This is a genomic window from Amycolatopsis minnesotensis (assembly GCF_039529815.1).
Lineage (GTDB): Bacteria > Actinomycetota > Actinomycetes > Mycobacteriales > Pseudonocardiaceae > Amycolatopsis > Amycolatopsis minnesotensis.
The window spans coordinates 98,614-123,719 of sequence record NZ_BAAANN010000020.1 but is presented as its reverse complement, the minus strand read 5'-3'; the positions used below and the strand labels follow the sequence as shown (position 1 = coordinate 123,719).

The window sequence follows — 25,106 nt, the reverse complement described above, 5'->3', positions numbered from 1 at the left end:
GTGGGTGGCGGATGCGTGGAGCCGTCGGGGCCTTGGTCCGTGAAGGGCGCCTTCGGGGAATCTGACGCCGCGATCTCGCCCCTCGCGGCGGGCGGCATGGTGGTGCTGATGCCCTGAAGGTGACCTTCGCGGCGTCAGATTCCCCGAAGGGCACCTTCAGGGCATGCGCAGCGGACCTCACCTCGGCCTCTATAGGAGCATCCTTCCGCACCGGGCCCGGCCTCGCGGAGACCGAGACGGGGTTCCACCCGGAGCCGTCAGGGGAGGAAGGGGAGCGCGTTCCAGTCACTCAGTGCAACGGTGAGACCGGGGACGAGATCACCCGATTGCTCCAGCGAGGTGTATTCGCGGGGGTCGACCCAGCGCGTTGCCGACGCGTCGTCACCAGGGCGGAGATCACCGTCGGCAATCGTGCAGAAGTAGTCGTGGATCTCGAACCGGCCCCGCACGACCGTCCCCGCGAGCGCGCCGGGGCGCACGAGCAGGCCGGTTTCCTCGCTCATCTCCCTGATGACGGCCTCGGCGTCGGTCTCGCCCCGCTCCACCTTGCCGCCGGGGAGCGACCACTTGCCGCGGCCGGGGTCGTTCGCCCTGAGGACGAGGAGCAGCCTGCCGTCGCCGTCGTGCACGATCCCGCCGACGCACCGCACCGGTTCGGGGGCTTCAGGATCCATTTTCCGAGGCTATCCGAGGTGAGCACGCCCACCTTGTACACGGAGAGTAGTTGTGCGGTACAATTCCGGCGGTGCACTGACCCAAGCGCGGGACTTTCCTCCCGCGCCGCCGTCCGGTGCGGTACAACGTAAGAGATTTGTGAAACGTGCAAGACCGGTGCCGACGCAAGAGACGGGATTGATCGTTGTGAACGCGAAGAAGCTACTTGGTTTGGCAGCCATCGCGTTGGTTCTGTTCTTCGTGATCGCCCAGCCAGGACATGCCGCGGGTCTGGTCAACAACAGCATCCAGTTCCTGCGCGACGCCGCGGAGTCCGTGATCACCTTCGTCAGCAACATTTTCCGCTGACCGGCGCTAGGCTGGTCAGATGTTCGCCCCACGCGATCCCGACGAGTACCTCCTCGAAACCGAGCGACGGGTCATCCGGATCCGGCGGCACTGGGCGGTGCTGTTGTGGGACAGCTTCGAGGCCATCGCGCTGATCGCCATCTGCGTGATGGTGTCCTACCTGCTGCCGCCCGCGATGTACGTCGTGCAGAACATCCTCTGGTACGCGGCCCTGCTCGTGGTGCTCCGCTTCGCCTACAAGGTCGTGGAGTGGTGGGTCGAGCGGCTGGTGGTCACCGACAAGCGGTTCGTGATGACCACCGGCGTGCTGACCACGAAAGTGCTGATGATGCCGATCAGCAAGGTCACCGACCTCACCTACGAGCGCACCGCCACCGGCCGCATGTTCGGCTACGGCACGATGGTCGTCGAGTCGGCGGGGCAGATCCAGGCGCTGAACAAGATCGACTACCTGCCCCGTCCCGAAGAGTTCTACGACACGATCTCCGAGCTCGTCTTCGGCGACAAGCAGAAGCAGCAGGAGCGGTTCTCGATGATCAAGGCCCAGCGCGCCGCCCGAGGCAAGAAAATGGTCGGCTAGCAGTACCGACGGGCGGGTGACCTGCGTCATCGGTCAGAATGTGATCGATGCGCATCGACCTGCACGCCCACTCCACCGCCTCGGACGGCACGGACAGTCCCGGCGGGCTGATGCGCGCCGCCGCGAGCGCGGGCCTCGACGTCGTGGCGATCACCGATCACGACACGACCGCGGGCTGGCAGGAGGCGTTCGACGCGCTGCCGCCCGGCCTGACCGTGGTCCCCGGCGCGGAGCTTTCCTGCGTCTCCGCGCACGACCACGGCTACGGCATCAGCGTGCACCTGCTGGCGTACCTGTTCGACCCCGAGTCGCCGAGGGTGGTCGCCGAGCAGCAGCGCCTGCGGCTCGAACGGCGCACGCGGGTGCGGGCGATGGCCGCGCGCATGGCGGCCGACGGGCTGCCCGTCGACGCCGACGAGATCATGGGCCTGCTGCCGGAGGACTCCCCGGCGGGGCGTCCGCACCTCGCGCAGGCGCTCGTGCGCGCCGGGCTGGTCAGCACGGTCGACGAGGCGTTCGCCGAGTACCTCGGCGGCAAGCGCGGCTACTACCTGCCGCGCGAGGACACCCCGGTCGAAGACGCCATCGAGATGATCGCGGAGGCGGGCGGCGTCACCGTGCTGGCACACGCCTTCGCCCATACGCGCGGGTACACGGTTTCGGCGGAGACCATCGCGAAGCTCGCGCAACATGGCCTCACCGGTGTCGAGGTGGACCACCCGAACCACGACGACGAAGCGCGCGAGCAGCTGTCCGCGCTCGCTCGCGACCTCGACCTGGTGCGCACCGGGTCGAGCGACTACCACGGCACGAACAAGACCATCGGGATCGGCGCCGAGACCACCGACCCCGGCCAGTTCGAGGCGCTCGTCTCGCGCGCCTCCGGCGCCCGCGTGCGGACCGGGGACCGTTCGTGAACCTCGCGGACTTCTTCGACGCCAAGCTGTTCATGGCGGCCACGATCACGCTGATCGTGATCATGGACCCGCCCGGCACGGTGCCGGTGTTCCTCAGCCTCACCGGGCGCAAGTCGCCCGCGGTGCGCGCGAAGGCGGCACGGCAGGCCGTGCTGGTGTCGCTGGTGGTGATCAGCCTGTTCGCGGTGGCGGGACAGGCGATCCTGTCCTACCTCGGCATCGGCATCCCGGCGCTGCAGGGCGCCGGCGGGCTGCTGCTCCTGCTCATCGCGCTCGACCTGCTGACCGGCAAGGGCAGCACCGACCCGGAGGTCGCCGAGGACGTCAACGTGGCGCTCGTCCCGCTCGGCACCCCGCTGCTGGCAGGGCCCGGCGCGATCGCGGCGACGATCGTGTACGTCCGGCAGGCCGACGGGCACGCGGGCGCGTACATCGCGCTGGGCGCGTCGATCGTGATGGTGCACTTCGTGCTCTACATCTGCCTGCGGTTCTCCGGCGTGGTGATCAGGGTGATCAAGGAAAGCGGCATCACGCTGCTCGCCAAGATCGCCGGCCTGCTGCTCGCCGCGATCGCGGTCCAGCTCGTGGCCAACTCGGTGCGCGGGTTCATCGCGACCCCCTGAGGCCCCCGCCCTCACCAGTTGTGTCGGCGGCGCCCCGTACCGTGGTGCCCGTGGAGCAGATCGGGTTCGAGTTCGACGTCCAGCCGCGCAGGCTGAGCAAGGTCAGCCCGGCGAGGCTGGCCACCTTCGACGACTGCCCGCGCCGCTACCGGCTGGCCTACCTCGAACGGCCCACGCCGCAGCGCACCGGGCCGTGGGCGCACAGCACGCTCGGCGCGGTCGTGCACAACGCGTTGCGCGCCTTGTTCGACCTGCCGGTGCGCAAGCGGACCCCGCAGCGCGCCGCCGCGCTGGTCACCGCGCAGTGGAAGGACGCCGGTTTCGCGGACGCGGCGCAGGCCGCGATCTACCGCGAGCGCGCGCAGGGCTGGGTCTCCGACTACGTCGAGTCGAACGACGTCGAGATGGACCCGGTCGGCCTGGAGCGCTGGGTCTCCGCGCCGGTCAACCCGGAGACCGGCGAGCACGCGAACCCGACGATGATCATCGAGGGCAGGGCGGACCGGATCGACCAGCGCGGCCGCGAGCTGGTCATCGTCGACTACAAGACCGGCAAACGCGCGCCCGACGAGCACGAGGCGCGTGCCTCGCAGGCGCTCGCGATGTACGCCGTCGCCGCCGCGCGGACCTTGCGCATGCCGTGCCACCGCGTGGAGCTGCACCACCTGCCCAGCGGCACGATCGCGGCGGCGGAGCATACCCCGGACAGCCTGCGCCGCCAGCTCGTACGCGCCGAGGAGACCGCCGGGGACGTGCGGAACGCGACCGATACCCTGGAGGCCGCGGGCGAGCAGGACGCCGCGGACTCGGCGTTTCCCCCGCGTCCGTCGAGACGGTGCTCGTGGTGCGACTTCCGCCCGAGCTGCCCAGCGGGCCAGCAGGCCGCGCCCGCCTCGAAATCATGGGATTTGCTTGCGCCGTAACGATTCGCACCCGACCGCGGGACGAAGGAGACAGGTGGGACCCGACACCGACGAGCTCGAACCGGTGAGCTTTGCGTCGCACGAAGGCAGGCTGCCCGGCCCGCGTCACCGTGCCGCCGAATCCGCCGACGCCGCCGAGCCAGGGGATTCCGCCGGCACCAAGGAATCCGTGAAGCCGGCCGATGCCGCCGGTACCGCCGGGTCCGAGTCCGAGTCCGGCGATGGTGCCGAGATGGATCCGGCGGACCGCGCGGAGGGCGGTGCCGACCCCGGCAGGCGTCCGCGCCGGTGGTGGCGCGGGCTCACCGGCTCGCTGGCCGCGGGCATGGTCGTGCTGGCGGCCGTGGTGCTGGGTGCCGGTGTGCTCGCACTCCTCGGCCCCACCGAAGGGCCCGGCCTGGCGTCGCTGGTGGCGCACCCGGTCGCCGCCGCGATCGCACTGGGCGCGCAACGGGTCGTCGACCGCAGGTCCGGACCCGTCGCCGGGGCCGCCGCCGTCGTGCTGCTCGCGGCCGTCGCCGGAATCCTCGTCTTCTTCTGGTGGTTCTGACCCGCTCCCCGATGTCCGGAAGAGGCTCTTGTAGAGGTCAAGGCGAGGCCCGCGGCGCCATGCTCCGTGCTGTGATGGCCGAGAACACGGCGTCAGATTCCCTGAAAGTGCCCTTCAGCGGTGGTGACCGCGGGGGCCCTTCGGGGCGTGGTCGCCGTCAGGAGAGGGCGAGCCAGGTTCGCCACCGGGGCAGCAGCGCGGCGAGCAGGCCTGCCGGGTTCTCGGTGTTGGGGGAGTGCGCGCTGTCCGGGATCGACAGGAACGGCGCGTCGAGGCGGCGCGCCATGTCCTGCTGCTCCGGCACGCTCCAAGCGTCGTCACCTTCACCGGCGACGACCGCGCACGGTGTGCCGCCTCGGCGCAGCGCCTCGGCCAGTTCGGCCACCCGGTCGGGTTCGGTGCGCAGCGCCATGGCCATGCCGAGCAGGCCGGGCGCGCTCGACGCGGTGAACCGGCGCCGGTAGAAGTCCTTCAGCGCGGCCGGAACCGTCTCCCACGCCGGGAACCGGGCGCTCACCTGTTCCCGCACCGCGTAGGCGGCGGCGAGCCCTTCCGGGGTCCCTTCGCGCAGCAGCGGTTCGCCGACCCCCAGTGCCGCGCGGCGGATGCCGTCGGGGAGGTGCCGGGGTCCGGTGTCCATCAGGACCAGCCCGGCGATCGGCGCGCCTGCCAGCACGGCCGCCCGCACCACCAGCCCGCCGAAGGAGTGGCCGAGCAGCAGCACCGGCCGCCCGCCGTCGCCGAGCGCGGTGACCAGCCCGGCCACCACTTCGCCGAGCGCGGCGGGCAGGTACGCGGTTTCGTCGCCGGGGCCGCCGGACTCGTACTGCCCGGGAAGATCGATCGCGACGGCCTCGAACCGGGCCTCGGCGAGGGCGTCGAGCAGCGGCGCGAAGTCCTCCTTCGAGCCCGTGTACCCGGGGACGAGCAGCACCGTGGCGTCCGACGGCGCCGTCGTGCGCAGTGCCGCGATCGGGCCGTACCGGCCGTCGAGGTCGACGCGGCTCGCCGAATGCGCCGTCAGCTGACCCTGGCGGTCCTCTTCGGTAGTGCTCATCGCAGGGCCACCAGCGTGTCGCCGCGCTGTTCGAGCAGGACCTGCCCGGACGCGGCGAGCCGCACCGGGCCCGCGTAGCCGTGCCGGTCGACGCCGACCGTGCGGATCGTCGCGCCGGTTCGCTCGTCCAGCACCGCGATACCCCCCTTGATCGGCACGACGAGCTGCCCGCAGAAGGTGGTGCCGGGGCCGAGCGCGCCATCGAGTGTCCACAGTGGAGCAAGATCGGCCTTCGCCAGCGCGATGGTCTTGGAGCCGGTGAACCAGTAGACCGCGTTGTTCGTCGTCGAGGTCGACGGCACGCCGCTCGGCGGGTCCTGCTCGAGATCGGCGTCCGGCACCGTCAGCGGGTACGCGGCGCGCTGGTTCCCGTCCGGCCCGTAGAGCACCAGCAGCCGCTGCTGGGGCAGTGCCACCGCGGCGGCCTCGCCGGACATCCCGACCAGCCTTGCCTGCTTGCCCGCGGTCACCGCGCTGTAGATGACCTCCGGCGAGTCGAACTCCTTGCCGTTGGCCTTGTAGACGGTCAGCCGGTCACCGGGATCGCCTTCGCAGCGCTCGATCACGCCGATCCGGTTCGAGGCGGCCGCCACCGAGCCGTAGGTGCAGTCCTTCCTCGGCTGCTTGTCCGCGTTGATCAGCGCGGGGACCTTGCCGTACTCGACCGTTTTCACCAGGTCGTCGCGCCAGGTGCTGAGCAGCGTCGGCGTGAAGGCGGTGAGCGCGGAACCGTCGTCGACGAGCCCGCCGCCCGGTTGCGCGTCACCGTCGCGCTGCGCCGTCCGGCGCCCGGTGCCGGTGTCGAGCTGGGTCATCTCGCTGCACCAGTCGCCGTTGCGGTACAGCGTGGTCGCCCGCGACCAGGTGCCCGCGATCGTGCACAACGGGATGTCGCGCGCGTACTTCCAGCGGATCGCGCCGGTCGCCGGGTCGCGGCCGTCGACCTCGCCACCGGCGCCGGTCACCACGGTGGAGTTCGAGGTCACCGGAGTCGGTGTCGCGGGGCTCGGCGCCTGCCACGCCTCGGTCAGCGAGCCGGGGACCTTGCCGGGCGCGCCGATCGTGCCGAGCTGCGGCGGGGCCTGCTCCGACACGGTCGCCCTGCTGTCGCTGCCTGCCCACACCACGACCGCCACGCCGAGGCAGACCAGTGCGATGGCCACCGCGATGATCCGGTCCCGCCGCGAGTTCCACGGAGAACGCCGCGCCCGTTCCGGGCTGGCGTGCTTCGCGGGCCCCGCGGTTTCCGGCGCGGTGCCGAGCACGTCCTCGGTGCCGAGGGCGGGCTCGGCACCGCTCGGCCGCCGGTGCCTGCCCCCTTGCACGGGTTCGCTCACGTCTGCTGCTCCCGGGATCAGCCCAATGCGTTACGCGCTCAGTCTGCCGAAGCGGGTGTTTCGCTGCTGTTGGAGCTGCCGGAACGACGACGGCGGCGGCGACGTGCCGGGCGCTCGCCGCTTTCGCCAGTTTCCTTCTCCTGCGCGGGCCCGGAGTGCGCGTTGTTCGCGTCCGCGGCGGGCTTGGCGCCACCCCGGGTGCGGCGGCGACGCGTCCTCGCGGCGCCTTCGCCCTCCTGGCCCTCGGTCTTCTTCGCCGCGTCGGCGGCCTCGACCTCGGCCGCGGCGTCGGCGTCGCCCCTGGTCCGGCGGCGGGGCTGGCGGGTCTTGGCGGTGCTGCCGCCGCGCTCGCGATCGCGCTTGCGGCCGCCGAGCTTCTCCTCCGGCTCCGCCGACAGCCCGGCGCGCGTGCGCTTGGCCAGCGGCAGCCTGCCGGTGGCGTCCTCGGCGATCCCGAGGTCGGTGAACAGGTGCTTCGAGGTCGAGTAGGTCTCGACGGGCTCCGGCTTGTCGAGGCCGAGCGTGTCGGAGATCAGCTTCCAGCGTGGCATCTCGTCCCAGTCGACGAGCGTGACCGCGACACCGGTCTTGCCCGCGCGGCCGGTGCGGCCGATGCGGTGCACGTAGGTCTTCTCGTCGTCCGGCGTCTGGTAGTTGAGCACGTGGGTGACGTCGGTGACGTCGATCCCGCGCGCCGCCACGTCGGTGGCCACCAGCACGTCGACCTTGCCGGACCGGAACGCCCGCAGCGCCTGCTCGCGCGCGCCCTGCCCGAGGTCGCCGTGCACCGCGGCCGCCGCGAACCCGCGCTCGGCCAGTTCGTCGGCCACCTTCTGCGCGGTGCGCTTGGTACGGGTGAAGATCATCGTCAGCCCGCGGTCCTTGGCCTGCAGGACCTTCGCGACCAGCTCCGGCTTGTCCATCGAGTGCGCGCGGTAGACGAACTGCGTGGTGCGCTCGTGGATCGCGCCCGCGTCGTTCTCCTCGGCCCTGATGTGCGTCGGCTGGTTCAGGAACGTCCTGGCCAGCGTGATGATCGGGCCGGGCATGGTGGCCGAGAACAGCATGGTCTGCCTGGCGTCGGGCACCATCCGCAGGATGCGCTCGATATCGGGCAGGAAGCCGAGGTCGAGCATCTCGTCGGCCTCGTCCAGGACGAGCCCGGAGACCTTGCCCAGCACCAGGTGGCGCTGCTCGGCGAGGTCGAGTAGCCGGCCGGGGGTGCCGATCACCAGGTCGACGCCCTTGCGCAGGGCCTCGATCTGCGGCTCGTACGGGCGGCCGCCGTAGATCGCGAGCGTGCGCACCCCGAGGTGCTTGCCCGCGTCGGTGAGGTCGTGGGTGACCTGCAGGCACAGCTCGCGCGTCGGCACCACGACGAGTGCCTGCGGGGTGCCGTCACCGGGGGTGGTGATGCGCTGCAGCAGCGGCACGCCGAAGCCGAGCGTCTTGCCCATGCCGGTGCGGGCCTGGCCGATGAGGTCGTTGCCGGCCAGCGCCAGCGGCAGCGTCAGCGCCTGGATGGCGAAGGTCCGCTCGATACCGGCGGCCTCCAGCGACCGCACGATCTCGGGGCGGACGCCGAACTCGGCGAAGGTGGGCGACTCCGGCTCGACCGGGGCCCCCGCCTGCAGCGGGTGGGACGGGTCGGTCTCGGGAAGGCCGCTTTCGAGGTGTTCGAGCTCGACGGGGTTTTCGGTCGTATCCGTCGATTCGGGGGTGGTGGACAGAATGATCAGCCTCTCTCGTGCCAGCGCGCACTGCCTGGTCACGTCTCGACACTCGACCGCTTGCGGTGCTTCGAGCGGGAATGCCTTCTCAGAGGCGTGCACGCACTGTTTTCTCGGTGAACCGGCGCGAATTCGCGCGCCGCCGGCACCCACCCGAAGGACGGGCCGTTCCGGCCATCGCGGCCGCCACCCGGTTCACTCCGGTGGTTCCCCGTCAACACGATGTCCGAGCCGGACGGGCGCGCCGAAGCAGGGCGGATCCTCTTGATCCTTCGCGCAGTGTACCCCGTCGACCCACCCCGACCGGTATCCCCAGCTCATCTGGCGTGGGCGAGGTCACCCGCCGGTCGGCGATACGCTGTGATCCGTGACCGAGGCCAAGGAAAAGCTCAGCGACGGCATGGTGGACCTGCTCGGCGTGCTCGCCTACACCGAGCTCGCCGCGTTCGACCGGATGGCGGAGGACGCGCGGTCCGCGCCGACGCTGTCCGGGCGCGCCGCGCTGGCGTCCATGGCGGCGGCCGAGATCGGCCACTACGACCTGCTCGCCGGGTACCTGTCCGATCGCGGGTTCGCGGTCGAGGACGCGATGGCCCCCTTCGTCGACTACCTCGACGCCTGGCACGCCGCGACGGCGCCGAAATCGTGGCTCGAATCACTCGTGAAGGCCTACGTCGGCGATGGGCTCGGCGCCGACTTCTACCGCGAGGTCGCCAGCTGGCTCGACCCCGAAGCGAAGGAACTGGTGCTCACCGTCCTCGCCGACACGGGTCATTCCGCGTTCGCCGAGCGCGAAGTCGCCGCCGGGATCGCGGCCGACCCCAAGACCCGCGACAAGCTCGCGCTGTGGGGCCGCAGGCTGCTCGGCGAAGCGTTGACGCAGGCCCAGTACGTGGTGGCGGAACGGGACGGGCTCGCGGAGTTGATCATCAGCGGCTCCGGTGACCTTTCGGGAATCGCCGGGCTGTTCCGCCGGTTGCAGCAGGGGCACGGCAAGCGCATGCAGGCGCTCGGACTCGGCTAGCCTCGTGCCTAGTCAATCAGCACGGAACAAGCGGAGGTCGTACGTGGAGGTCAAGATCGGCATCAAGGACACCCCCCGTGAGCTGGTGGTGTCCAGCGGCCAGTCTCCCGAGGACGTGGAGAAGCTGGTGGCCGACGCGCTGAAGGCCGCCGACGGGGTGTTCCGGATCGACGACGACAAGGGCCGGAAGTTCCTGGTGCCAGCCGACCGGATCGCCTATGTCGAGATCGCACCCTCCGAGGTGCGCAAGGTCGGGTTCGCCGTAGGCTCCTGAGCTGGTGTTTCGTTCGACTGTGCGGACGCCCACAGCACCTACACAGGTCAGGTCACAGGTGCGTCACCGCGCAATCTCAGGACCCTCTCAGTTACGTTAGGGACGATTCTTCTGGTAACGGCCCCGGCGAGCTGAGAGATGAGGTGGACGGCGTTACCGTCACAGAAGAGCGCCGGGCGAGTACGCGGCGTGCACCCGGCCGTCGCCCCGCCGCCCGCTCCGGCAGCGGGGGCGGCAGGCTCACCGGGATCGACGTGGCCCGCGGTGTCGCGGTCATCGGCATGTACGCCGCGCATCTCGGGCCCGATCCGTCGCGCGGCGGGATCGGCGTGCTGTTCAGCCCCTTCGAGGGGCGTTCGGCCGCGTTGTTCGCCGTCCTGTCCGGGCTCTCCATCGCGCTGATGTCCGGCGGGCGCCACCCGAAGACCGGCGTCGGCAAGACCAAGGTCGCCTGGCGGCTGGGCACCAGGGCGCCGCTGCTGCTGGCGCTCGGGCTGTGGCTCACCAACCTCGGCACCGGTTACCTCGTCATCCTCGCCTACTACGGCGTGTGCTTCGTCGCGGCGATCCCGTTCCTGCGGTTGCGCGCGAAGGCGCTGTTCATCCTCGCCGGGGTGTTCGCCGTCGTGGTGCCGTTCGTGTCGTACTTCGTCCGCGCGGCCGTCGCCCCGCGCGACCTGCTCTACATGCTGCCGGACCCGACGTTCGACCAGATCCGGCAGATCGGCGATCTCCCCGAGGTGCTCCTGAGCCTCGTGCTGACCGGGGCGTTCCCGGCACTGGGCCTGATGACCTACGTCTTCGCCGGGATGGCGATCGGCAGGCTCGACCTCACCTCGCGCCTGGTCAACCGCGCGCTGATGCTCGGCGGCACCGCGCTCGCCGTGCTCGCCTACGGCTCGTCGTGGCTGGCGACCTCGGTGTTCGGCGGCATGCGGCAGATCTACGCGTCGCTGGCGCCCGCCGCGGCGCAGGCGGGTATCACGCCCGAGCAGTTCTACGCGCAGAACAGCTACAACATCCACGGCACTCCGCCGACCACCTCGCTCGCCTGGGAGCTGGTGTCCAGCGCGCACGCCTACACGCCGTTCGACTTCGTCGGCTGCCTCGGCGTCGCGGCCGCGGTCATCGGCGGCTGCCAGCTGGCCGGCGCGCGGTTCGGCAAGCTGCTCCGGCCGTTCTCCGATCTCGGCTCGGTGATCCTGAGCGCGTACGTCTTCCACTTCATCGCGATCTACCTGCTGTGGGGGACCCTCGACCAGAACGTCGACCCGTTCAGCCTCGGCCGGTTCTTCAGCTTCTCCGCGGTGGCGCTCGTCGGCGCGATGGCGTGGAAGAAATGGGTCGGCAAGGGGCCGCTGGAATGGCTCCTGCACACCGCGACCCGGTGGCCGGACTACGCGTTCCGCGGCCGCGTCCCGGCCCAGCGCAGCTCGGAACCGCTGATGGACGTCTCGGCTGCCGCGAACAAGGTCGGCTGACCGGCCCGCTTCGCTCGACGCTCTCGCCCCGAAGGCGCCCTTCGGGGCATCAGATTCCCCGGATTCCCCGGGAGGCTCCCTTCAGGGCATTGCGCGGCGGACCTCACCTTGACCTCTGCGGGAGCATCCCCCGGGACATGTGCTTGGGGTCAGCTGCCGAGTTCTTCGAGTTCCTCGAGCGAGGTCGGCACGTGGAACGGCGGCGTGCTGGTGCCCATGATGCGGTAGCGGCCCCACGGGTCGGGGTCGGAGATCTCGCCGTCGGCGCTGCCGTGCGGGGTCTGGATCGTGGCCTTGCGCTTCTTGCCCTCGGTGAGCGTGCTCAGCGCCTCGTTCGCGGTGATGCGGCCGTACCAGCGGTAGAAGCCGTCGATCGGCTGGAAGTGCCCGCGCAGGTCGACTTCGATCGGGAGCTCCGCGCCGTCGACGGCCAGCGTCGCCGCGCCGGTGTAGCCGTCTTCGTCGTGTTCGTGCTCGCTCATCTGAAACTCCCTATCCGGCTTCGCTGTCGGATTCGGCCTCGGCCTTCGCCGAGGCCATCTGGATGATCTTGTTCTCTTCGAGCGGCAGGTTCGGGTCGATCGTGATGCCCTGCTGCCTGGTCAGGCCGTCGATCGCGGCCCAGATGATCTGGGTGAGGTATTCGACGATGCTGTCGCGGCCCATCGAGCGGCGGTCGAGCCACCATTCCCCGGTGTTCTGCACCATGCCGACGATCCCGTGCGCCCACGGCTCGGCCGCGCCGGAGTCCATGTTGAACATCCGCATGTAGTCGCCGAGCAGCGCGGTCAGCGCGGTCGCGATGAGCTCCTTGTCCTCCGCGACGACGTCGGAATCGACCGGTTTGCCCTGGAAGCGGCCCCGTGCCAGCAAGCGGTAGAGGTTCGGGTGCTCCTCGATCACGGTGAAGAACGCGTCGAGCGCCATCCTGATCCTCGGCACCGGCGCGAGCTCGGCGTTGATGGCCGGGATGAGCCGCTCGAAGAGGATCTCCGTGCCGCGCTGCCCGAGCGCGACGTAGAGATCGGCCTTGTCTTCGAAATGCCGGTACAGCACGGGTTTCGTGACCCCGGCCGCCGCCGCCACGTGCTCCATGCCGAGGTCGGGGCCGTGCTCGTCCAGCGCCTTCAGCGCGGCCTCCACGAACTCGGCCCGCCGGGCGATCCGGTGCTTGCGCCAGCGGTCCCGGCGGGCGTCGCCGGTGCTCGGCTCCTCGGCCGCGGGGTGCTTGCGGGGCTGCTTGCTGGTGCGCTTGACACGGTCGATCACGGAGGTCATGCTACCAGAGGTAACTGTTACTCGAAGTTACAGTCAGCTGGGTCACAGGGAAGGTGGTGTCGGCAATGACGCGAACCCTCGGCGACGCCGGCCGCGAGAAGACCGCGGAACGGCTGCTCAAGTCGTCGGCCAACAAGTTCTACGACCCCGAGGTCGACATCGACTGGGACGCGCCGCTGGTCGAGGGCAAGCGCTACATCCCGGAGCACCGTTCGTCCCTGTACGGCACGAAGCTGTGGGACAAGCTGTCCGAGGAACAGCGCATCGAGCTCGGCAAGCACGAGATCGCCAGCGTCGCGACCACCGGCCTCTGGTTCGAGATCCTCCTGATGCAGATGCTGCTCAAGGAGGTCTACGCCGAGGACCCCACGACGAGCCACGCCCAGTACGCGCTGACGGAGATCGCGGACGAGTGCCGCCACTCCACCATGTTCGCGCGCATGGCCGACCGCATCGGCTGCCCGGCGTACGGCCCCGTGCCGTGGCTGCGCCAGCTCGCGAAGCTGATGCCGACGATCAGCTACGGCCCCGCCCGCTACGGCGCGATCCTCGTCGCCGAGGAGGTGCTCGACCGGCTGCAGCGCGAGCAGATGAACGACCCCGAGATCCAGCCGCTGGTGCGCATGGTCAACCGCATCCACGTGCTCGAGGAAGCCCGCCACGTGACGTTCGCGCGCGAGGAGGTGACCCGCGGGATGGCGAAGCTGTCCAAGGCGGAGATCGCTTACCAGCGGTTCATCATCGCGCTCATCTCGTACTTCGTGACCAGGGCGTTCATCAACCCCGGCGTGTACCGGGCGGTCGGGATCAGCCCGAAGGAGGGCGTCCGCGCGGCGCTGTCGAACCCGAACTGGCAGGGGACGATCCAGTGGGCAGGCGACAAGATCATGCCGTTCCTGCAGGAGTCGGGGCTGGTCGGCGCGCCGGGGATGACGTTCTGGCGCAAGTCGTTCCTGCTGCCCGCGAAGTGAGGCGGCGATGACGACGGTTAGCCCGCGAAACGCGGTGGCGAGGGCCAGGGGGTCACGTCACCGGGGACCGCTGTCCTGGGACCCGGCCAGGGAGCACCGGTTCGTCACCGCCGACGGCACCGCGCTGCACTTCACGCTCACCGGGCCGCAGGACGCCGCGGTGACGCTGGTGCTCGTGCACGGCTGGACCCAGGACCACCACACGTGGGACAAGGTCGTCGCCGAGCTGGGGGTGCCCGTCCGGCGGCTCACCTACGACCTGCGCGGGCACGGTGCTTCGGCGCCCGCTCGCACGGGCACGGCGACGATCGAACAGCTCGCGGACGACCTGGCGGAGCTGATCGGGGAGAAGGCGCCGGAGGGCAGGCTCGTGCTCGCCGGGCATTCGATGGGCGGTATGACGATCATGAAGCTCGCCGAACGGCACCCCGAGCTGGTGTCGGGGCGGGTCGACGGTGTCGCGTTCGTCGCGACGTCGTCGGGGGAGATGGACCGGATCACCCTCGGCCTGCCGGGGATCGCGGGCGGCGGGGCGGCCAGGATCGAACGCAAGCTCGCGAAACTGCTCGCGCGCCAGCGGCGCGACCGGCTGCCGCTGAAGCCCGCCGTCGTCCGTCCCGGTGCGCGCTTTCTGGTGTTCGGCGACCGGCCGAGCCGTGCCGATCTGGACTCCGTCGCCGCGCAGCTGCTCCGGGCGCATCCGGCGAGCGTGGCCGGGTTCCAGGACGCGATCTCCCGGCACGACTGCCGCGTGGCGCTCGCCGCGCTCCGCGGCGTGCCCGCGGTCGTCATGGCGGGCGGAAAGGACCGGCTGTGCCCGGTCCCGCACGCGGCCGTCATCGCCGAGGAACTGCCGGACGCCGAGTTCATCCGCTTCCCCGGCGCGGGCCACATGCTCCCGCAAGAACGCGGCCCCGAAGTAGCCCGCCACGTTCGCGCCCTGCTCGCGCGCGCCGCCACGCGCGCCTGACTCCGCGGCTCGCTTTTCGACCCCTGAAGGCCACCTTGACGGCACTCGACGCCGTCAAGGTGGCCTTCACAGCATCCGGCCCGCCCGCCGCCTTGCCTGCCCCGCCCGCTACGCCCCACTTCGCCCCGCCACGACGTTTAGCCCGCTAACTGCACTTCGGCGACCCCGCCCTGCTCGCCCCACACCGACGACGTTTAGCCCGCTAAATGCACTTGGCGGTCCACTTCGCCCGCCTACTGTCCGCGCCGGAGGCGCGGGAGCCGGGAGCGCACCGATGCGTTCGCCCGCCTACACATCCGAGTGCCGCGAGGCCCGCGCCGAAGGCGCGGTCATGCAAAACCCAGCCACCCACCCGGCGATCCGGCGCGCCCCGCGCGCCGGGAGCGTGCAAGTCGGTCGCAGGGCCCCCTGGGCCCTCTGAATTTGCGATGGCAGGGCGCACCCCGCGACAAACCGGCGGGTTGAGCTGGGAGCCGCGCCCTGGCAGCGCAAATTCTGACGACCGATAAAAAAGCTAGTGCTGCAGGGGGAAGCCGCCGCCGATGCCTCGCCAGGCGAGGTTGGCGGTGAGCGCGACGGCTTCTTCGCGGCTCATGGTGCTGTGGTGGGCGAGCCAGAACCGGGCGCTGACCTGGCTGAGGCCGACCAGGCCGACGGCGAGCAGGCGCGCTTTGTCCTCGTCGAGGCCCGCGTCGGCGGTGATGGTGTCGGTGATGGCGTCGACGCTGGCGGAGGTGGCCCTGTCGACGGCGTCCTGCACGGCGGGCTCGCCGCGGAGGTCGGATTCGAAGACCATGCGGAAGGCGCCCGCGTCGTTGCTGACGAAGTCGAAGAAGGCGCCGACGGTCGCGGGGACGCGCTGGCGGTTGTCCGTGGTGGAGTCGAGCGCGCCGCGGACTCGGCTGACGAGCTCGTCGACGTGGCTTTCCAGCAGCGCGATGTAGAGGTCGAGCTTTCCGGGGAAGTGCTGGTAGAGGACCGGTTTGCTGACGCCTGCCTGTTCGGCGATCTCGTCCATGGCCGCCGCGTGGTAGCCGTTGGCCGCGAAGACCTTCTGCGCGGCGGAGAGCAGCTGCGCGCGCCGTTCGGTCCTCGGCAGGCGGACCCCACGGGGCTGTGCTCCCGTCGCGGTCATGTCGGCCATAGGTGCCTCCCTCGGTGTGTTCGCGCACCGTGGCGGACGGGGTTGCCACCCGTACGGAGCTGCCCCGACATTACTCGCCGGTATGCCCGGTCCGCCAAATCCCGCCCGGGAATCAGGCATTCTGGCAGTGTGCCGGAACCCGCAGTCACCCATGTGCCCCTGTCGAGTACCGCGCTGCCGCCGCTGGACCAGACCACTTCGCCGTGGCCGGGCGCGATGGAGCAGGTCGCGGGCGGCAAGCTGCACGTCCGCCGCGTGGACAGCGACGGCGAGGCGACCGTCGTTTACGTGCACGGCCTCGGTGGCTCGTCGACGAACTGGACCGACCTCTCCACGCAGCTCGCGCCGTTCGCGCGTGGCATCGCGGTCGACCTGCCGGGGTTCGGGTTCTCGGAGCCGCCGCCGGGGTTCGACTTCAGGCTCGCCTCGCACGCCGAGCTGCTCGCCGAATTCATCTCGGGGCTCGGGGAGGGGCCGGTGCACCTGCTCGGCAACTCGATGGGCGGCGCGATCTGCCTGCTGTTCGCGGCGAAGCACCCCGAGCTGGTCCGCACGCTGACGCTGATCTCGCCCGCGATGCCGGATCGCAGGCCGGACCCGCGACGGCTGGCGGACCCGAGGATGGCGCTGGCGTACCTGCCGTTCGTGGGGCCGGGGGTGCGGCGGCAGCTCGCCGCACTGGGGCCGCGGGAGCGCGCGGCCCAGGTGATCAAGCTGTGCTTCGCCGACCCGTCGGCGTTTCCGGAGCAGCGGCTCGGCGAGCTGGCCGACGAACACGGGGCGCGCGCCGAGTTCGCCTGGGCGGCGCCCGCGCTGGCGCAGAGCATGTTCGGCGTCTTCCGCACGTGGTTCGCCCGCGGCGCGGAGTCGCTGTGGGCGGTCGCGCCGGCGGTGCGGGTGCCGTCGCTGGTCGTCTGGGGTGAGCGGGACCGGGTCATCTCGGTGCGGCGGGCGCCGAGGACGGCGCGGCTGCTCGGCGACGCCCGGTTGCTGGTGCTGCCGAAGACCGGGCACGTGGCGCAGATGGAGCGGCCGGTGACCGTCGCGAAGGCCGTGCTCGGGATGTGGGAGTCCGTCGAGAACGGCACCTGGCAGGCGTCGCGGCCCTCTGTGCGGGGGTGAGGTGTTTCCGGGGTGATTTCGCTGTGTGATGCGCCAGTCGCCGCCTGCGTCACGGTGTGCGTATGGCACCCTGGGAGCCGTGAACCGGCCGCCGCACGAGGTGCGAGGCAACGCGTCGCGGGACCAGTACCCGCCGTTGCCCCGCCGGTCCCCCCTCCCTCCTTCCGGCGCGAGCGCGTCGCGTTCCGGGCAGTACCGGCCGCGTCCGGCGCCGAAGGTCCGGCTCGGTGAGGACCGCTACCGCCCCGGCTCCCGGCGCACCACGAGCGAGCCGCTGAGCGCCTCCTGGCGGCCGCAGGAGGACCCCGACGACGAGCCGAAGCGCCCGCGCAAGAAGAAGAGCGGGCTCGCGAAGCTGACGAAGACCTACGGCTGGCGGGTGTACGCGCTGCCGGTGCTGGTGGTGATCACGGCGCTGGTGGTGTTCAACACCGCGACGGGCCCGCCGGAACCGCTCACCGAGACGACGCAGGGCGCGCCGGGGCAGGCGAACGGCCAGGGCGACGGCGGGCCGACGGAACGCCCCGCCGCTCCGGTGAACGTGAGCATCCCGACCGCGGAGCTGCCGAACGGCGGCAACGTCACCGAGGCGGGCAAGGGCACCTACCACACCGTCGCGGTCCCGCCTGGCGCCGGAAAGAAGATCGGCACCGGCGGGAAGCTGTACACCTACACGGTCGACATCGAGGACGGGATCGACCCGGCCGAGCTGCAGGGCGACGACACCTTCGGCAACATCGTCGAAAACATCCTTTCCGACCCGAGGAGCTGGACCGGGACCGGCGGCGTGTCCTTCCAGCGCGTCGGCGCGAACTCGCCGGACCCGGACTTCCGGGTGAGCCTGACCACGCTGAACACGACCAAGCGCCCCGACGTGTGCGGTTTCGACATCCCGTACCCGACGTCGTGCTACATCAAGGGCTTCGACCACCGCGTGGTGATCAACCTCTCCCGCTGGATCCGCGGCGCGAAGGCGTTCGGCGGCGACATGGGCAACTACCGGATCTACGCGATCAACCACGAGGTCGGGCACGCGGTGGGCAAGAGCCACGTCGGCTGCAAGGAAAACGGCGGGCTCGCGCCGGTGATGATGCAGCAGACCTTCGGCGTCGCGAACAACTACGTCGCGCAGCTCAACCAGGTCGACCAGTACAACTCGAAGGCCGTTCCGGCGGACGGGAAGACGTGCCGGTTCAACCCGTGGCCCAATCTCGAGGTCGGGGATTCGAAGCCGAACTGATGTCCACCATGTGGACGCCGGGAAGGCTGGCTTGCCCTTGTGCGTTGGGCATACTGGGATGCTCGTGAACCACGATGGAGGACCCATGTCACTGCCGCCGCTCGTCGAGCCGGCCGCCGAACTCACCAAGGACGAGGTGGCCCGCTACAGCCGTCATCTGATCATTCCGGATGTCGGGATGACCGGCCAGAAACGGCTGAAGAACGCGAAGGTGCTGGTGATCGGCGCCGGTGGCCTCGGCAGCCCGGCGCTGCTGTACCTGGCCGCGGCCGGGGTCGGCACGCTCGGCATCGTCGACTTCGACGAGGTCGACGAGTCGAACCTGCACCGCCAGGTGATCCACGGCCAGTCCGATGTCGGCAAGCTGAAGGCCGCGTCGGCGCAGGAGTCGATCGCCGAGGTCAACCCGTTCGTCCAGGTGCACCTGCACACGCAGCGGCTGGAGAGCTCGAACGCGCTCGACATCTTCCGCGACTACGACCTGATCCTCGACGGCACCGACAACTTCGCCACGCGCTACCTGGTGAACGACGCCGCGGTGCTGCTCGGCAAGCCGTACGTGTGGGGCTCGATCTTCCGGTTCGAGGGCCAGGCCAGCGTGTTCTGGGAGGACGCCCCGAACGGCAAGGGCCTCAACTACCGCGACCTCTACCCCGAGCCCCCGCCGCCGGGCATGGTCCCCTCGTGCGCCGAAGGCGGCGTGCTGGGCGTGCTGTGCGCGTCGATCGGCTCGATCATGGTGAACGAGGCGATCAAGCTGATCACCGGTATCGGCGAGCCGCTGCTGGGCAGGCTGGTCAGCTACGACGCGCTGGAGATGCGCTACCGCGAGGTGAAGATCCGGAAGGACCCGGAGACGCCGAAGATCACCGAGCTGATCGACTACGACGCGTTCTGCGGCGTGGTGTCGGACGACGCGCAGCGCGCCGCGTCGGGCAGCACGATCACCCCGGCGGAGCTGAAGGCCAAGTTCGACAACGGCGACGCCTTCGAGCTGATCGACGTCCGCGAGCCGCACGAGTACGAGATCGTGAACATCAAGGGCGCGAAGCTGATCCCGAAGGACCGGCTCCTCTCCGGCGAGGCGCTGTCCGAGCTGCCGCAGGACAAGCCGATCGTGCTGCACTGCAAGTCGGGTGCCCGGTCCGCCGAGGCGCTGGCGGCGCTGCACTCGGCCGGGTTCAAGGACGCTACCCACCTCGGTGGCGGCGTGCTGGCGTGGGCGAAGCAGATCGACCAGAGCCTGCCGACGTACTGACGTTCAGCGGTGAAAACGGCGGGAACCCCTGAGCGGGGCCCCGCCGTTTTCGCTGTCACCGGAAGAACGAGGCGAACTGGCTGAAGTCCCGGTCGACGGTGAGCAGCCCGGCGACGCCGATCGCGCTCGCCCAGCAGAGGCCGGGCTTTGGCCGCGCGGTGTACGGCGAGGAGTCCCGGTCATGCGCGGCAGCGTGCCGGCCCGCCGTCGCATCCGTGCGGGGTTCGGAGAATTCCGAGCCAGCCGCACCGCGGAGCGGTTTCGCCCGGTACCGTCGAGCGCTGTGCCGACCTCCCGAGAACGTCCACCGGACCACGCCTGCGCGGCGTTCGGCGTGACCGCGGGGGACGCCGAGCCGATTCCCGGCACCACCGCGTGGCGGTGCGGGCCGGTCGTGCTGAAGCCGGTGGCGGAGAAGCCGAAGGCGGCGTGGGCGGCGCGCACGCTCGAAGCGGCCGACGTGCCCGAACTGCGGGTGGCGCGGCCGGTCCGGTCGACCGACGGCAGGCTGATCGTCGGCGGCTGGGCGGCGAACAGGTTCATCACCGGGCGTGCCGAACACCGCTACGACGACACCATGCTCGCCGCGGTGAAGCTCGCGCGCGCCACCGAAGGCGTGCCGAAACCGGCCTTCCTCGACGATCGGGACGACGTGGACGCGATCGCCGACCGCATCGCGTGGGGCGAGCTCGAAACGCCGATCGACGAGCACAAGGGCGGCCGGTGGTTCGAGGTGCTCGCGGGCGCGCGGCGCCCGGTGTCGAGCCCGGATCAGGTCGTGCACGGTGATTTGTTCGGCGCGGTGCTCTTCGACGGGGACGCGGCGCCGGGGATCGTGGACTTCAGCCCGTACTACCGGCCGGCGGAGTGGTCGGCGGCGGTGGTCGCGGTCGACGCGCTGGCGTGGGGCGGTGCCGGGATCGAGCTGCTGCACCGGTGGTCGCACCTGCCGGAATGGCCCCAGATGTTGTTGCGCGCCATGCTGTTCCGGCTGGCGGCGCACGCGTTGTCACCGCAGGCGACGCGGGCCGCGTTGGACGGCCTCCGCGCCGCGGCCCGTGAGGTCAGCGAGCTCGTCTGAGCGTCACCACGCGACGCGGACGTCGGTGAACCCGCGTGCCGCCGCGATCCGCGCCGCTTCTTCCCCGGCCGCTTTCCGCGCCGCCACCGAAATCGTCCAAAAAGGACTCACGGTGAAGTCGAGGCGGCGGCCGCTCGTCTTCGACCGCCACACGCCGCTGATCTCGCCGTCGGCGAGGAGCGCGCCGGGGTTGCCGAGCATCCGCCACACTTCCTTCTGCAGTGCGCGATCGGGGACGAGTACGTCGCGGTCCCTCGCCTGCAGGAACGGATCCCACGGCGGCAGCAGCCGGACGAGGTCGGGCTCGGGCGGACTTTCCAGCGCGGCAAGGTTTTCCGGTGCGATGAGGGCGCGCTTGCCCTCGACGTCGACCGGGACGAGATCCGGCAGCACGGCCTTGGCCGACGCCGCCGACGTGCCGACGAACCCGGCCGCGGCACCGGCGGTGGCCGGGCCGTGCAAGGTCAGGTAGGCGGCGATGGTGGCCGTCACCGCGGCGGGATCCGGTTTCGTGCCGATGCGCCCGCGGCCTTCGAGCGGGGCGAGCGTCGCCGGTGACTCGCCGGGGACCAGCCGGACCCCGCCGGGCAGCGAGCAGAGCCGGAAGAGGTTTTCGAGGATGTGCGTCGCCTGGCAGCCGCGGCAGGCGTAGGTCAGCGCCTCGGGCACGAGCTTGCTGATCGCGGTGCTCGCCGCGCCCTTGCCGGTCGGGCCGGGTACCACCTCGCGCATCGCGCGCGCCGCTGTGAACAGCGCGTCCGTCGCCGTCATCCCGGCTTCCGCCGCCTGCTTCGCCCGCCAGCCAAGGCGGGCCATGGCATCGGCTTCGTTCAACGGCACCAAGGCCCGTGTGACGGCGGGCAGGTCGGCGCGCCGGTGGTAGTGCTGCGCGCCGCGGTGCGACCACACGAGCACGAGCGCGGGATCGTCCACAAGGGACGGTATGCGGTCGAGCCTCGCGGTGAGCGCGAGCAGCGCGACGTCGCGCGCGCCGTCCTGCACGCCGAGGTCGAACACGGCGAGCGAGGCGGCTGTGTCGGCACCGCCGTGCTCGCGGTGCAGGCCCTGCGCCGCGATCCGGTACGCCAGCACCTGGCGGCGGTCCACGGATGCTCCTCTCGTCGGGTGTCAAGTCCATCATGGGACGGCATACCTGTCACCTCGTGTCAGGTATGCCGGGCATACTGGACCGATGCGGGCGAGCAGACTGCTCTCGGTACTCCTGCTGCTGCAGAACCGCGGGCGCATGACGGCCGAAGAACTGGCCACCGAGCTGGAGGTTTCGGTGCGCACGGTGTACCGGGACATCGAGGCGCTTTCCGCCTCCGGCGTGCCGGTCTACGCCGATCGCGGGCGGGCAGGCGGCTACCAGCTCGTCGACGGGTACCGCACGCGGCTGACCGGGCTGACCGAGGAGGAGGCGCAGTCGCTGTCGCTGGCGGGGCTGCCGGTCGCCGCGGCCGAACTCGGGCTCGGGACCGTGCTCGCCGCGGCGCAGCTCAAGCTGTACGCGGCGATGCCGGAGGAGCTGCGAACGCGGGCGGGGAAGGTCGCCGAACGGTTCTACCTCGATGTGCCGGGGTGGCACCGCGGGATCGAGAGCCTGCCGGTGCTCTCCGCGGTCGCCGAGGCGGTCTGGCAGGCGCGGCGGGTCAGGATCCGCTACGAGCGGTGGGGGCAGCGGATCGTGGAGCGCGTGCTCGACCCGCTCGGGCTGGTGCTCAAGGCGGGCAACTGGTACCTCGCGGGCCGGTGCGAGGGCAGTGACCGGACCTATAGGGTGTCCCGCATCCTCGAACTGACCGATCTCGGCGAACCGTTCGACCGGCCGGCGGACTTCGACCTCGGCGAGTACTGGCGGCAGTGGTCCGAGCAGTTCGAGCAGCGGATGTTCCCGAGGATCGCGCACGTGCGGATGTCGCCGAAGGCGCGGATGCTGGCGCCGTTCTACACCGGGGCGGTCGGTGCCCGTGCCGTCCGCGAAGCGGAACGCGGCTCCGGCGAGGACGGGTGGATCGAAGTGGACCTTCCGGTGGAACCGGGCGAGTCGGCGGTGGGCGAGCTGCTGCGGTTCGGCCCCGACCTGGAGGTGCTCGGGCCGCCGGAGCTGCGGGCGCGGCTCGCCGAGCGGATCGCGGAAATGGGGGCCGCTTATGCGTGAGCTGGCGGGTATGACGATCGGGATCACCGCCGAGCGGCGGGCGGAGGAGTTCGCGGCCGCGCTCGAACGGCACGGTGCGACCGTGTGGCACGCGCCGGCGCTCCGGATCGTGCCGCTGCCTGACGACGAGCGCCTGCGCGAAGCGACCGAGGACGTACTCGCGCGCCCCGTCGCCTTCACGGCCGTCACGACCGGCGCGGGGTTCCGGGGCTGGGCCGAGGCCGCCGAAGGATGGGGCCTTCGCGACCGGCTCGTCGCGGCGCTGGGCGGTTCGCGGATCTTCGCGCGCGGGCCGAAGGCGTGCGGCGCGGTGCGCGGTGCCGGGCTGCGCGAGGAGTACTCGTCACCGGCGGAAACCAACGCCGAGCTGTTCGGGGAGCTGGCCGAGGCCGGGGTGGACGGTGCGAGGGTCGCCGTCCAGTTGCACGGCTCGCCGTTGCCGGAGCACACGTCCGCGTTGAGGGCCGCCGGTGCCGACGTCGTCGAGGTGCAGCCGTACCGCTGGCGCGACCCGGCCGAACCGGAGCGCGTCTTCGACCTCGTCGACGGCGTGCTCGACGGCCGGGTGCGCGCGCTGGCGTTCACGAGCGCGCCCGCCGCCGTGAACTTCCTGAACCTGGCACGGGCGCACGGGCGCTACGAGGAACTGGTCGGCGCGCTGCGGGCCGGGCCGGTCACGTGCGCCTGCGTCGGCGCGGTCACCGCCGCCCCGCTCGCGGACCTCGGCGTGCCCACCGTGCAACCCGACCGGCAACGCCTCGGCGCACTGGTGAAACTCCTCGTCGCACTGCCCTGAGCGCTCCGAGTCCCGTGACGGCGACGGTGCTTGCCCGTGGTCTCTGAAGGTCGCCTTGGGGGAATCTGACGCCGCGATTTCGCCCCTCGCGGTGTGTGTTGTGGTGATGCCTGATGCCCTGAAGGCGTCCTTCGCGGCGTCAGATTTCCTCAAGGGCCCCTTCGGGGCATGCGCGGCGGACCTCGCCGACCTCTGGAGAAGCATCCGTCGGGGACGGCGATCCCCGCCGACGAAGTGCCGTCATGCTGGCCATCACGGGCGGAACCGGGGCAGGTCAGTCCTCGTCGACGAGGGGTTCGCCCGCTTCGGCGCGGCGGATGTTTTCGCGGCCGTTGTCTTCTTCGGTGCGTCCCCGCCGCCAGTAGCCGGTGAACGTGATCGAGCGCTTGTCGATGCCGCGTTCGCGGACGAGGTGGCGCCGGGTGAACTTCACCAGGTCCGCCTCGCCGGAGATCCACGCGTAGGGCTCGCCTTCGGGGAATTCGGCGGCCTTGACGGCGTCGACGACGGCTTCGCCGTGCGGGCGGTCGCCGCGGTGCACCCAGTCGACCTGCACTTCGCCGCGGGTTTCGAAGCGCTGTTCCTCCGCGGGGCCCGACACCTCGACGAACGCGCGCAGCGACTGGCCATCGTCGAGGCGTTCGATGATCGAGCCGATCGCGGGAAGCGCGGATTCGTCGCCGACGAGCAGCTGCCACGCGGCGCCGGGCTGGGGGTCGTACAACGCGTACGGCGGGCACAGGAAGCCGATTTCGTCGCCGGGCGCGGCCTTCGCGGCCCATTCCGACGCGGGCCCGGCGTGTTCGGGGTGCAGCACGAAGTCGATGTCGAGTTCGCCGAGCGACGGCCGCTGCGCGCGCACGGTGTAGGTGCGCATCGGCGGCCGGAGCGCGTCGGGCATCGCGAGGTACCGCTGGTACCAGCTGAGCACCCCGTCGGTGCTTTCCAGCGGCGGCGGCACGACCGGGCGCCGCTGGCCGGGCAGCGGGAAGAAGACCTTCGTGTACTGGTCCGGCCCGATATCGAGCGTTGACGCCGGGTTCTGCCCGGTGAGGGTGATCCGGACCATGTGCGGGGTCAGCCGTGCCAGGCGGCTGACCCGCAGCGTGTCGTACGCCATGGCCGGCCGGTTCGTGCGTGCCTCGGTCGTCATTAGGCAAGGCTAACCTGATTGGCAAGGCCGAGACCAGCGTGACCTACGACGCGTGCCAGCGGTACTTGCGCAGGCTCACCTTGTCGCCGTCGGCGAGCACGCCCTCGGCGCGCAGGAGTTCGAGCTGGCGGTGCCGGATGTGCGGCGCGGGAATCCCGCTCGCGCGCAGGATCCGGTGCCACGGCAGGTCGTTGCCGTCCTCGGACAGGACCCGTCCGACGAGCCGCGGCGTCGACGCGCCGGCGATCGCCGCGATGTCGCCGTAGGTGGCGACCTTGCCCGGCGGCACGTCGGCGACCACCTCGCGGATTCGCTCGTGCAGCTGCTCGTCCATGCGACCACTGTGCCGCACCCCGGATGGGCATGGCGCCGCAGGTCCGCGGGGTGGGCATGGTGCAATCAAGAGGTGCAGC

27 protein-coding genes are annotated in these 25,106 nt (G+C 71.0%); 17 read left to right on the top strand and 10 right to left on the bottom strand.

All coding sequences use genetic code 11. The annotated features are described in order from the left end of the window. Nucleotides 1-257 precede the first annotated feature (257 nt). Entirely contained in the window at nucleotides 258-674 is a 417-nt protein-coding gene (locus ABD256_RS24760; protein ID WP_344423400.1) for an NUDIX hydrolase, read from the bottom strand. Between the two features lie 157 nt (nucleotides 675-831). On the opposite strand from ABD256_RS24760, the gene ABD256_RS24755 reads away from it, so the two are divergent. The 6 genes from ABD256_RS24755 to ABD256_RS24730 are packed head-to-tail and all read left to right on the top strand — an operon-like array spanning nucleotide 832 to nucleotide 4,616. Further along, complete coding sequence (locus ABD256_RS24755) at nucleotides 832-1,023, top strand: hypothetical protein (protein WP_215550545.1); 192 nt, start codon at nucleotides 832-834, stop codon at nucleotides 1,021-1,023. Between the two features lie 19 nt (nucleotides 1,024-1,042). Beyond that, complete coding sequence (locus ABD256_RS24750) at nucleotides 1,043-1,603, top strand: PH domain-containing protein (protein ID WP_344423397.1); 561 nt, start codon at nucleotides 1,043-1,045, stop codon at nucleotides 1,601-1,603. A gap of 47 nt (nucleotides 1,604-1,650) precedes the next feature. Further along, nucleotides 1,651-2,520: a PHP domain-containing protein gene (locus ABD256_RS24745; protein WP_344423394.1), complete on the top strand. Its 870-nt coding sequence runs from the start codon at nucleotides 1,651-1,653 to the stop codon at nucleotides 2,518-2,520. Then, a complete protein-coding gene (locus ABD256_RS24740) occupies nucleotides 2,517-3,143 on the top strand; it encodes a MarC family protein (RefSeq protein ID WP_344423391.1) in 627 nt (208 codons plus the stop codon). The genes ABD256_RS24745 and ABD256_RS24740 overlap by 4 nt, the downstream gene beginning before the upstream one ends. 50 nt (nucleotides 3,144-3,193) lie before the next feature. Continuing rightward, a complete protein-coding gene (locus ABD256_RS24735) occupies nucleotides 3,194-4,066 on the top strand; it encodes a RecB family exonuclease (RefSeq protein ID WP_344423388.1) in 873 nt (290 codons plus the stop codon). Nucleotides 4,067-4,100: 34 nt separating this feature from the next. Then, nucleotides 4,101-4,616 (top strand): hypothetical protein, encoded by a 516-nt coding sequence (locus ABD256_RS24730; RefSeq protein WP_344423384.1) that lies wholly within the window; start codon nucleotides 4,101-4,103, stop codon nucleotides 4,614-4,616. Between the two features lie 157 nt (nucleotides 4,617-4,773). On the opposite strand, the gene ABD256_RS24725 is transcribed toward ABD256_RS24730, so the two are convergent. The 3 genes from ABD256_RS24725 to ABD256_RS24715 are packed head-to-tail and all read right to left on the bottom strand — an operon-like array spanning nucleotide 4,774 to nucleotide 8,644. Further along, nucleotides 4,774-5,673: an alpha/beta fold hydrolase gene (locus ABD256_RS24725; protein WP_344423381.1), complete on the bottom strand. Its 900-nt coding sequence runs from the start codon at nucleotides 5,671-5,673 to the stop codon at nucleotides 4,774-4,776. Next, a complete protein-coding gene (locus tag ABD256_RS24720) occupies nucleotides 5,670-7,010 on the bottom strand; it encodes an Rv3212 family protein (RefSeq protein WP_344423378.1) in 1,341 nt (446 codons plus the stop codon). The genes ABD256_RS24725 and ABD256_RS24720 overlap by 4 nt, the downstream gene beginning before the upstream one ends. Nucleotides 7,011-7,048: 38 nt before the next feature. Next, nucleotides 7,049-8,644, bottom strand: a complete 1,596-nt coding sequence (locus tag ABD256_RS24715; RefSeq protein WP_425546516.1) for a DEAD/DEAH box helicase — start codon at nucleotides 8,642-8,644, stop codon at nucleotides 7,049-7,051. Between the two features lie 496 nt (nucleotides 8,645-9,140). On the opposite strand from ABD256_RS24715, the gene ABD256_RS24710 reads away from it, so the two are divergent. The 3 genes from ABD256_RS24710 (at nucleotide 9,141) to ABD256_RS24700 (ending at nucleotide 11,519) form a co-directional block, all read left to right on the top strand. Further along, a complete protein-coding gene (locus tag ABD256_RS24710; protein WP_425546515.1) occupies nucleotides 9,141-9,764 on the top strand; it encodes a ferritin-like fold-containing protein in 624 nt (207 codons plus the stop codon). A gap of 43 nt (nucleotides 9,765-9,807) precedes the next feature. Next, the gene (locus tag ABD256_RS24705; protein ID WP_344423372.1) at nucleotides 9,808-10,038 is read left to right on the top strand and encodes a DUF3107 domain-containing protein; all 231 of its coding nucleotides are present in this window, start codon (nucleotides 9,808-9,810) and stop codon (nucleotides 10,036-10,038) included. 143 nt (nucleotides 10,039-10,181) lie between these two features. Next, nucleotides 10,182-11,519: a DUF418 domain-containing protein gene (locus tag ABD256_RS24700; protein WP_344423369.1), complete on the top strand. Its 1,338-nt coding sequence runs from the start codon at nucleotides 10,182-10,184 to the stop codon at nucleotides 11,517-11,519. Between the two features lie 149 nt (nucleotides 11,520-11,668). Here ABD256_RS24700 and ABD256_RS24695 read toward each other — a convergent pair whose 3' ends face one another. Together ABD256_RS24695 and ABD256_RS24690 are read right to left on the bottom strand one after the other, a co-directional pair. After that, complete coding sequence (locus tag ABD256_RS24695) at nucleotides 11,669-12,001, bottom strand: DUF4873 domain-containing protein (protein ID WP_344423366.1); 333 nt, start codon at nucleotides 11,999-12,001, stop codon at nucleotides 11,669-11,671. A 10-nt stretch (nucleotides 12,002-12,011) separates the two neighbouring features. Beyond that, a complete protein-coding gene (locus ABD256_RS24690) occupies nucleotides 12,012-12,797 on the bottom strand; it encodes a TetR/AcrR family transcriptional regulator (protein ID WP_344423363.1) in 786 nt (261 codons plus the stop codon). Between the two features lie 65 nt (nucleotides 12,798-12,862). On the opposite strand from ABD256_RS24690, the gene ABD256_RS24685 reads away from it, so the two are divergent. Then, nucleotides 12,863-13,768 carry an AurF N-oxygenase family protein gene (locus tag ABD256_RS24685; protein WP_344423360.1) on the top strand — a complete coding sequence of 302 codons (906 nt, stop codon included), beginning with the start codon at nucleotides 12,863-12,865 and terminating at the stop codon, nucleotides 13,766-13,768. A 7-nt stretch (nucleotides 13,769-13,775) separates the two neighbouring features. Beyond that, entirely contained in the window at nucleotides 13,776-14,738 is a 963-nt protein-coding gene (locus ABD256_RS24680; protein ID WP_344423357.1) for an alpha/beta fold hydrolase, read from the top strand. Nucleotides 14,739-15,252: 514 nt separating this feature from the next. Here the strand turns inward: ABD256_RS24680 and ABD256_RS24675 are convergent. Continuing rightward, on the bottom strand, nucleotides 15,253-15,873 hold the full coding sequence (locus ABD256_RS24675; RefSeq protein ID WP_215549833.1) for a TetR/AcrR family transcriptional regulator: 621 nt from the start codon (nucleotides 15,871-15,873) through the stop codon (nucleotides 15,253-15,255). 138 nt (nucleotides 15,874-16,011) lie between these two features. Between ABD256_RS24675 and ABD256_RS24670 the strand changes: the two genes are divergently transcribed. The 4 genes from ABD256_RS24670 (at nucleotide 16,012) to ABD256_RS24655 (ending at nucleotide 20,583) form a co-directional block, all read left to right on the top strand. Next, a complete protein-coding gene (locus tag ABD256_RS24670; RefSeq protein WP_344423354.1) occupies nucleotides 16,012-17,004 on the top strand; it encodes an alpha/beta fold hydrolase in 993 nt (330 codons plus the stop codon). Between the two features lie 79 nt (nucleotides 17,005-17,083). Next, nucleotides 17,084-18,244, top strand: coding sequence for a DUF3152 domain-containing protein (locus tag ABD256_RS24665; protein ID WP_344423350.1), 1,161 nt, complete (start codon nucleotides 17,084-17,086; stop codon nucleotides 18,242-18,244). A gap of 85 nt (nucleotides 18,245-18,329) precedes the next feature. Continuing rightward, nucleotides 18,330-19,502, top strand: coding sequence for an adenylyltransferase/sulfurtransferase MoeZ (gene moeZ / locus ABD256_RS24660; protein ID WP_344423347.1), 1,173 nt, complete (start codon nucleotides 18,330-18,332; stop codon nucleotides 19,500-19,502). 283 nt (nucleotides 19,503-19,785) lie between these two features. Beyond that, nucleotides 19,786-20,583 (top strand): TIGR02569 family protein, encoded by a 798-nt coding sequence (locus tag ABD256_RS24655; protein WP_344423344.1) that lies wholly within the window; start codon nucleotides 19,786-19,788, stop codon nucleotides 20,581-20,583. A gap of 3 nt (nucleotides 20,584-20,586) precedes the next feature. Here the strand turns inward: ABD256_RS24655 and ABD256_RS24650 are convergent, their stop codons facing one another. Next, nucleotides 20,587-21,690, bottom strand: coding sequence for a DNA glycosylase AlkZ-like family protein (locus ABD256_RS24650; RefSeq protein ID WP_344423342.1), 1,104 nt, complete (start codon nucleotides 21,688-21,690; stop codon nucleotides 20,587-20,589). A gap of 85 nt (nucleotides 21,691-21,775) precedes the next feature. Here ABD256_RS24650 and ABD256_RS24645 point away from each other — a divergent pair, with 85 nt between their 5' ends. Then, the gene (locus tag ABD256_RS24645) at nucleotides 21,776-22,744 is read left to right on the top strand and encodes a helix-turn-helix transcriptional regulator (RefSeq protein WP_344423339.1); all 969 of its coding nucleotides are present in this window, start codon (nucleotides 21,776-21,778) and stop codon (nucleotides 22,742-22,744) included. Beyond that, a complete protein-coding gene (locus tag ABD256_RS24640; protein ID WP_344423336.1) occupies nucleotides 22,737-23,540 on the top strand; it encodes a uroporphyrinogen-III synthase in 804 nt (267 codons plus the stop codon). Before ABD256_RS24645 ends, ABD256_RS24640 begins: the two co-directional genes overlap by 8 nt. 274 nt (nucleotides 23,541-23,814) lie before the next feature. On the opposite strand, the gene ABD256_RS24635 is transcribed toward ABD256_RS24640, so the two are convergent. Next, nucleotides 23,815-24,693, bottom strand: a complete 879-nt coding sequence (locus ABD256_RS24635; protein WP_344423333.1) for a siderophore-interacting protein — start codon at nucleotides 24,691-24,693, stop codon at nucleotides 23,815-23,817. A gap of 43 nt (nucleotides 24,694-24,736) precedes the next feature. Continuing rightward, nucleotides 24,737-25,027, bottom strand: a complete 291-nt coding sequence (locus ABD256_RS24630; RefSeq protein WP_344423330.1) for an MGMT family protein — start codon at nucleotides 25,025-25,027, stop codon at nucleotides 24,737-24,739. Nucleotides 25,028-25,106: the final 79 nt, after the last annotated feature.

What these genes read in the sequence shown, in the direction of transcription:
- ABD256_RS24760 (WP_344423400.1), bottom strand. Translation starts at nt 674, where the DNA reads ATGGATCCTGAAGCCCCCGAACCGGTGCGGTGCGTCGGCGGGATCGTG.
- ABD256_RS24750 (WP_344423397.1), top strand. Translation starts at nt 1,043, where the DNA reads ATGTTCGCCCCACGCGATCCCGACGAGTACCTCCTCGAAACCGAGCGA.
- ABD256_RS24745 (WP_344423394.1), top strand. Translation starts at nt 1,651, where the DNA reads ATGCGCATCGACCTGCACGCCCACTCCACCGCCTCGGACGGCACGGAC.
- ABD256_RS24725 (WP_344423381.1), bottom strand. Translation starts at nt 5,673, where the DNA reads ATGAGCACTACCGAAGAGGACCGCCAGGGTCAGCTGACGGCGCATTCG.
- ABD256_RS24710 (WP_425546515.1), top strand. Translation starts at nt 9,141, where the DNA reads ATGGTGGACCTGCTCGGCGTGCTCGCCTACACCGAGCTCGCCGCGTTC.
- ABD256_RS24695 (WP_344423366.1), bottom strand. Translation starts at nt 12,001, where the DNA reads ATGAGCGAGCACGAACACGACGAAGACGGCTACACCGGCGCGGCGACG.
- ABD256_RS24690 (WP_344423363.1), bottom strand. Translation starts at nt 12,797, where the DNA reads ATGACCTCCGTGATCGACCGTGTCAAGCGCACCAGCAAGCAGCCCCGC.
- ABD256_RS24685 (WP_344423360.1), top strand. Translation starts at nt 12,863, where the DNA reads ATGACGCGAACCCTCGGCGACGCCGGCCGCGAGAAGACCGCGGAACGG.
- ABD256_RS24680 (WP_344423357.1), top strand. Translation starts at nt 13,776, where the DNA reads ATGACGACGGTTAGCCCGCGAAACGCGGTGGCGAGGGCCAGGGGGTCA.
- ABD256_RS24675 (WP_215549833.1), bottom strand. Translation starts at nt 15,873, where the DNA reads ATGACCGCGACGGGAGCACAGCCCCGTGGGGTCCGCCTGCCGAGGACC.
- moeZ (WP_344423347.1), top strand. Translation starts at nt 18,330, where the DNA reads ATGTCACTGCCGCCGCTCGTCGAGCCGGCCGCCGAACTCACCAAGGAC.
- ABD256_RS24645 (WP_344423339.1), top strand. Translation starts at nt 21,776, where the DNA reads ATGCGGGCGAGCAGACTGCTCTCGGTACTCCTGCTGCTGCAGAACCGC.
- ABD256_RS24640 (WP_344423336.1), top strand. Translation starts at nt 22,737, where the DNA reads ATGCGTGAGCTGGCGGGTATGACGATCGGGATCACCGCCGAGCGGCGG.
- ABD256_RS24635 (WP_344423333.1), bottom strand. Translation starts at nt 24,693, where the DNA reads ATGACGACCGAGGCACGCACGAACCGGCCGGCCATGGCGTACGACACG.
- ABD256_RS24630 (WP_344423330.1), bottom strand. Translation starts at nt 25,027, where the DNA reads ATGGACGAGCAGCTGCACGAGCGAATCCGCGAGGTGGTCGCCGACGTG.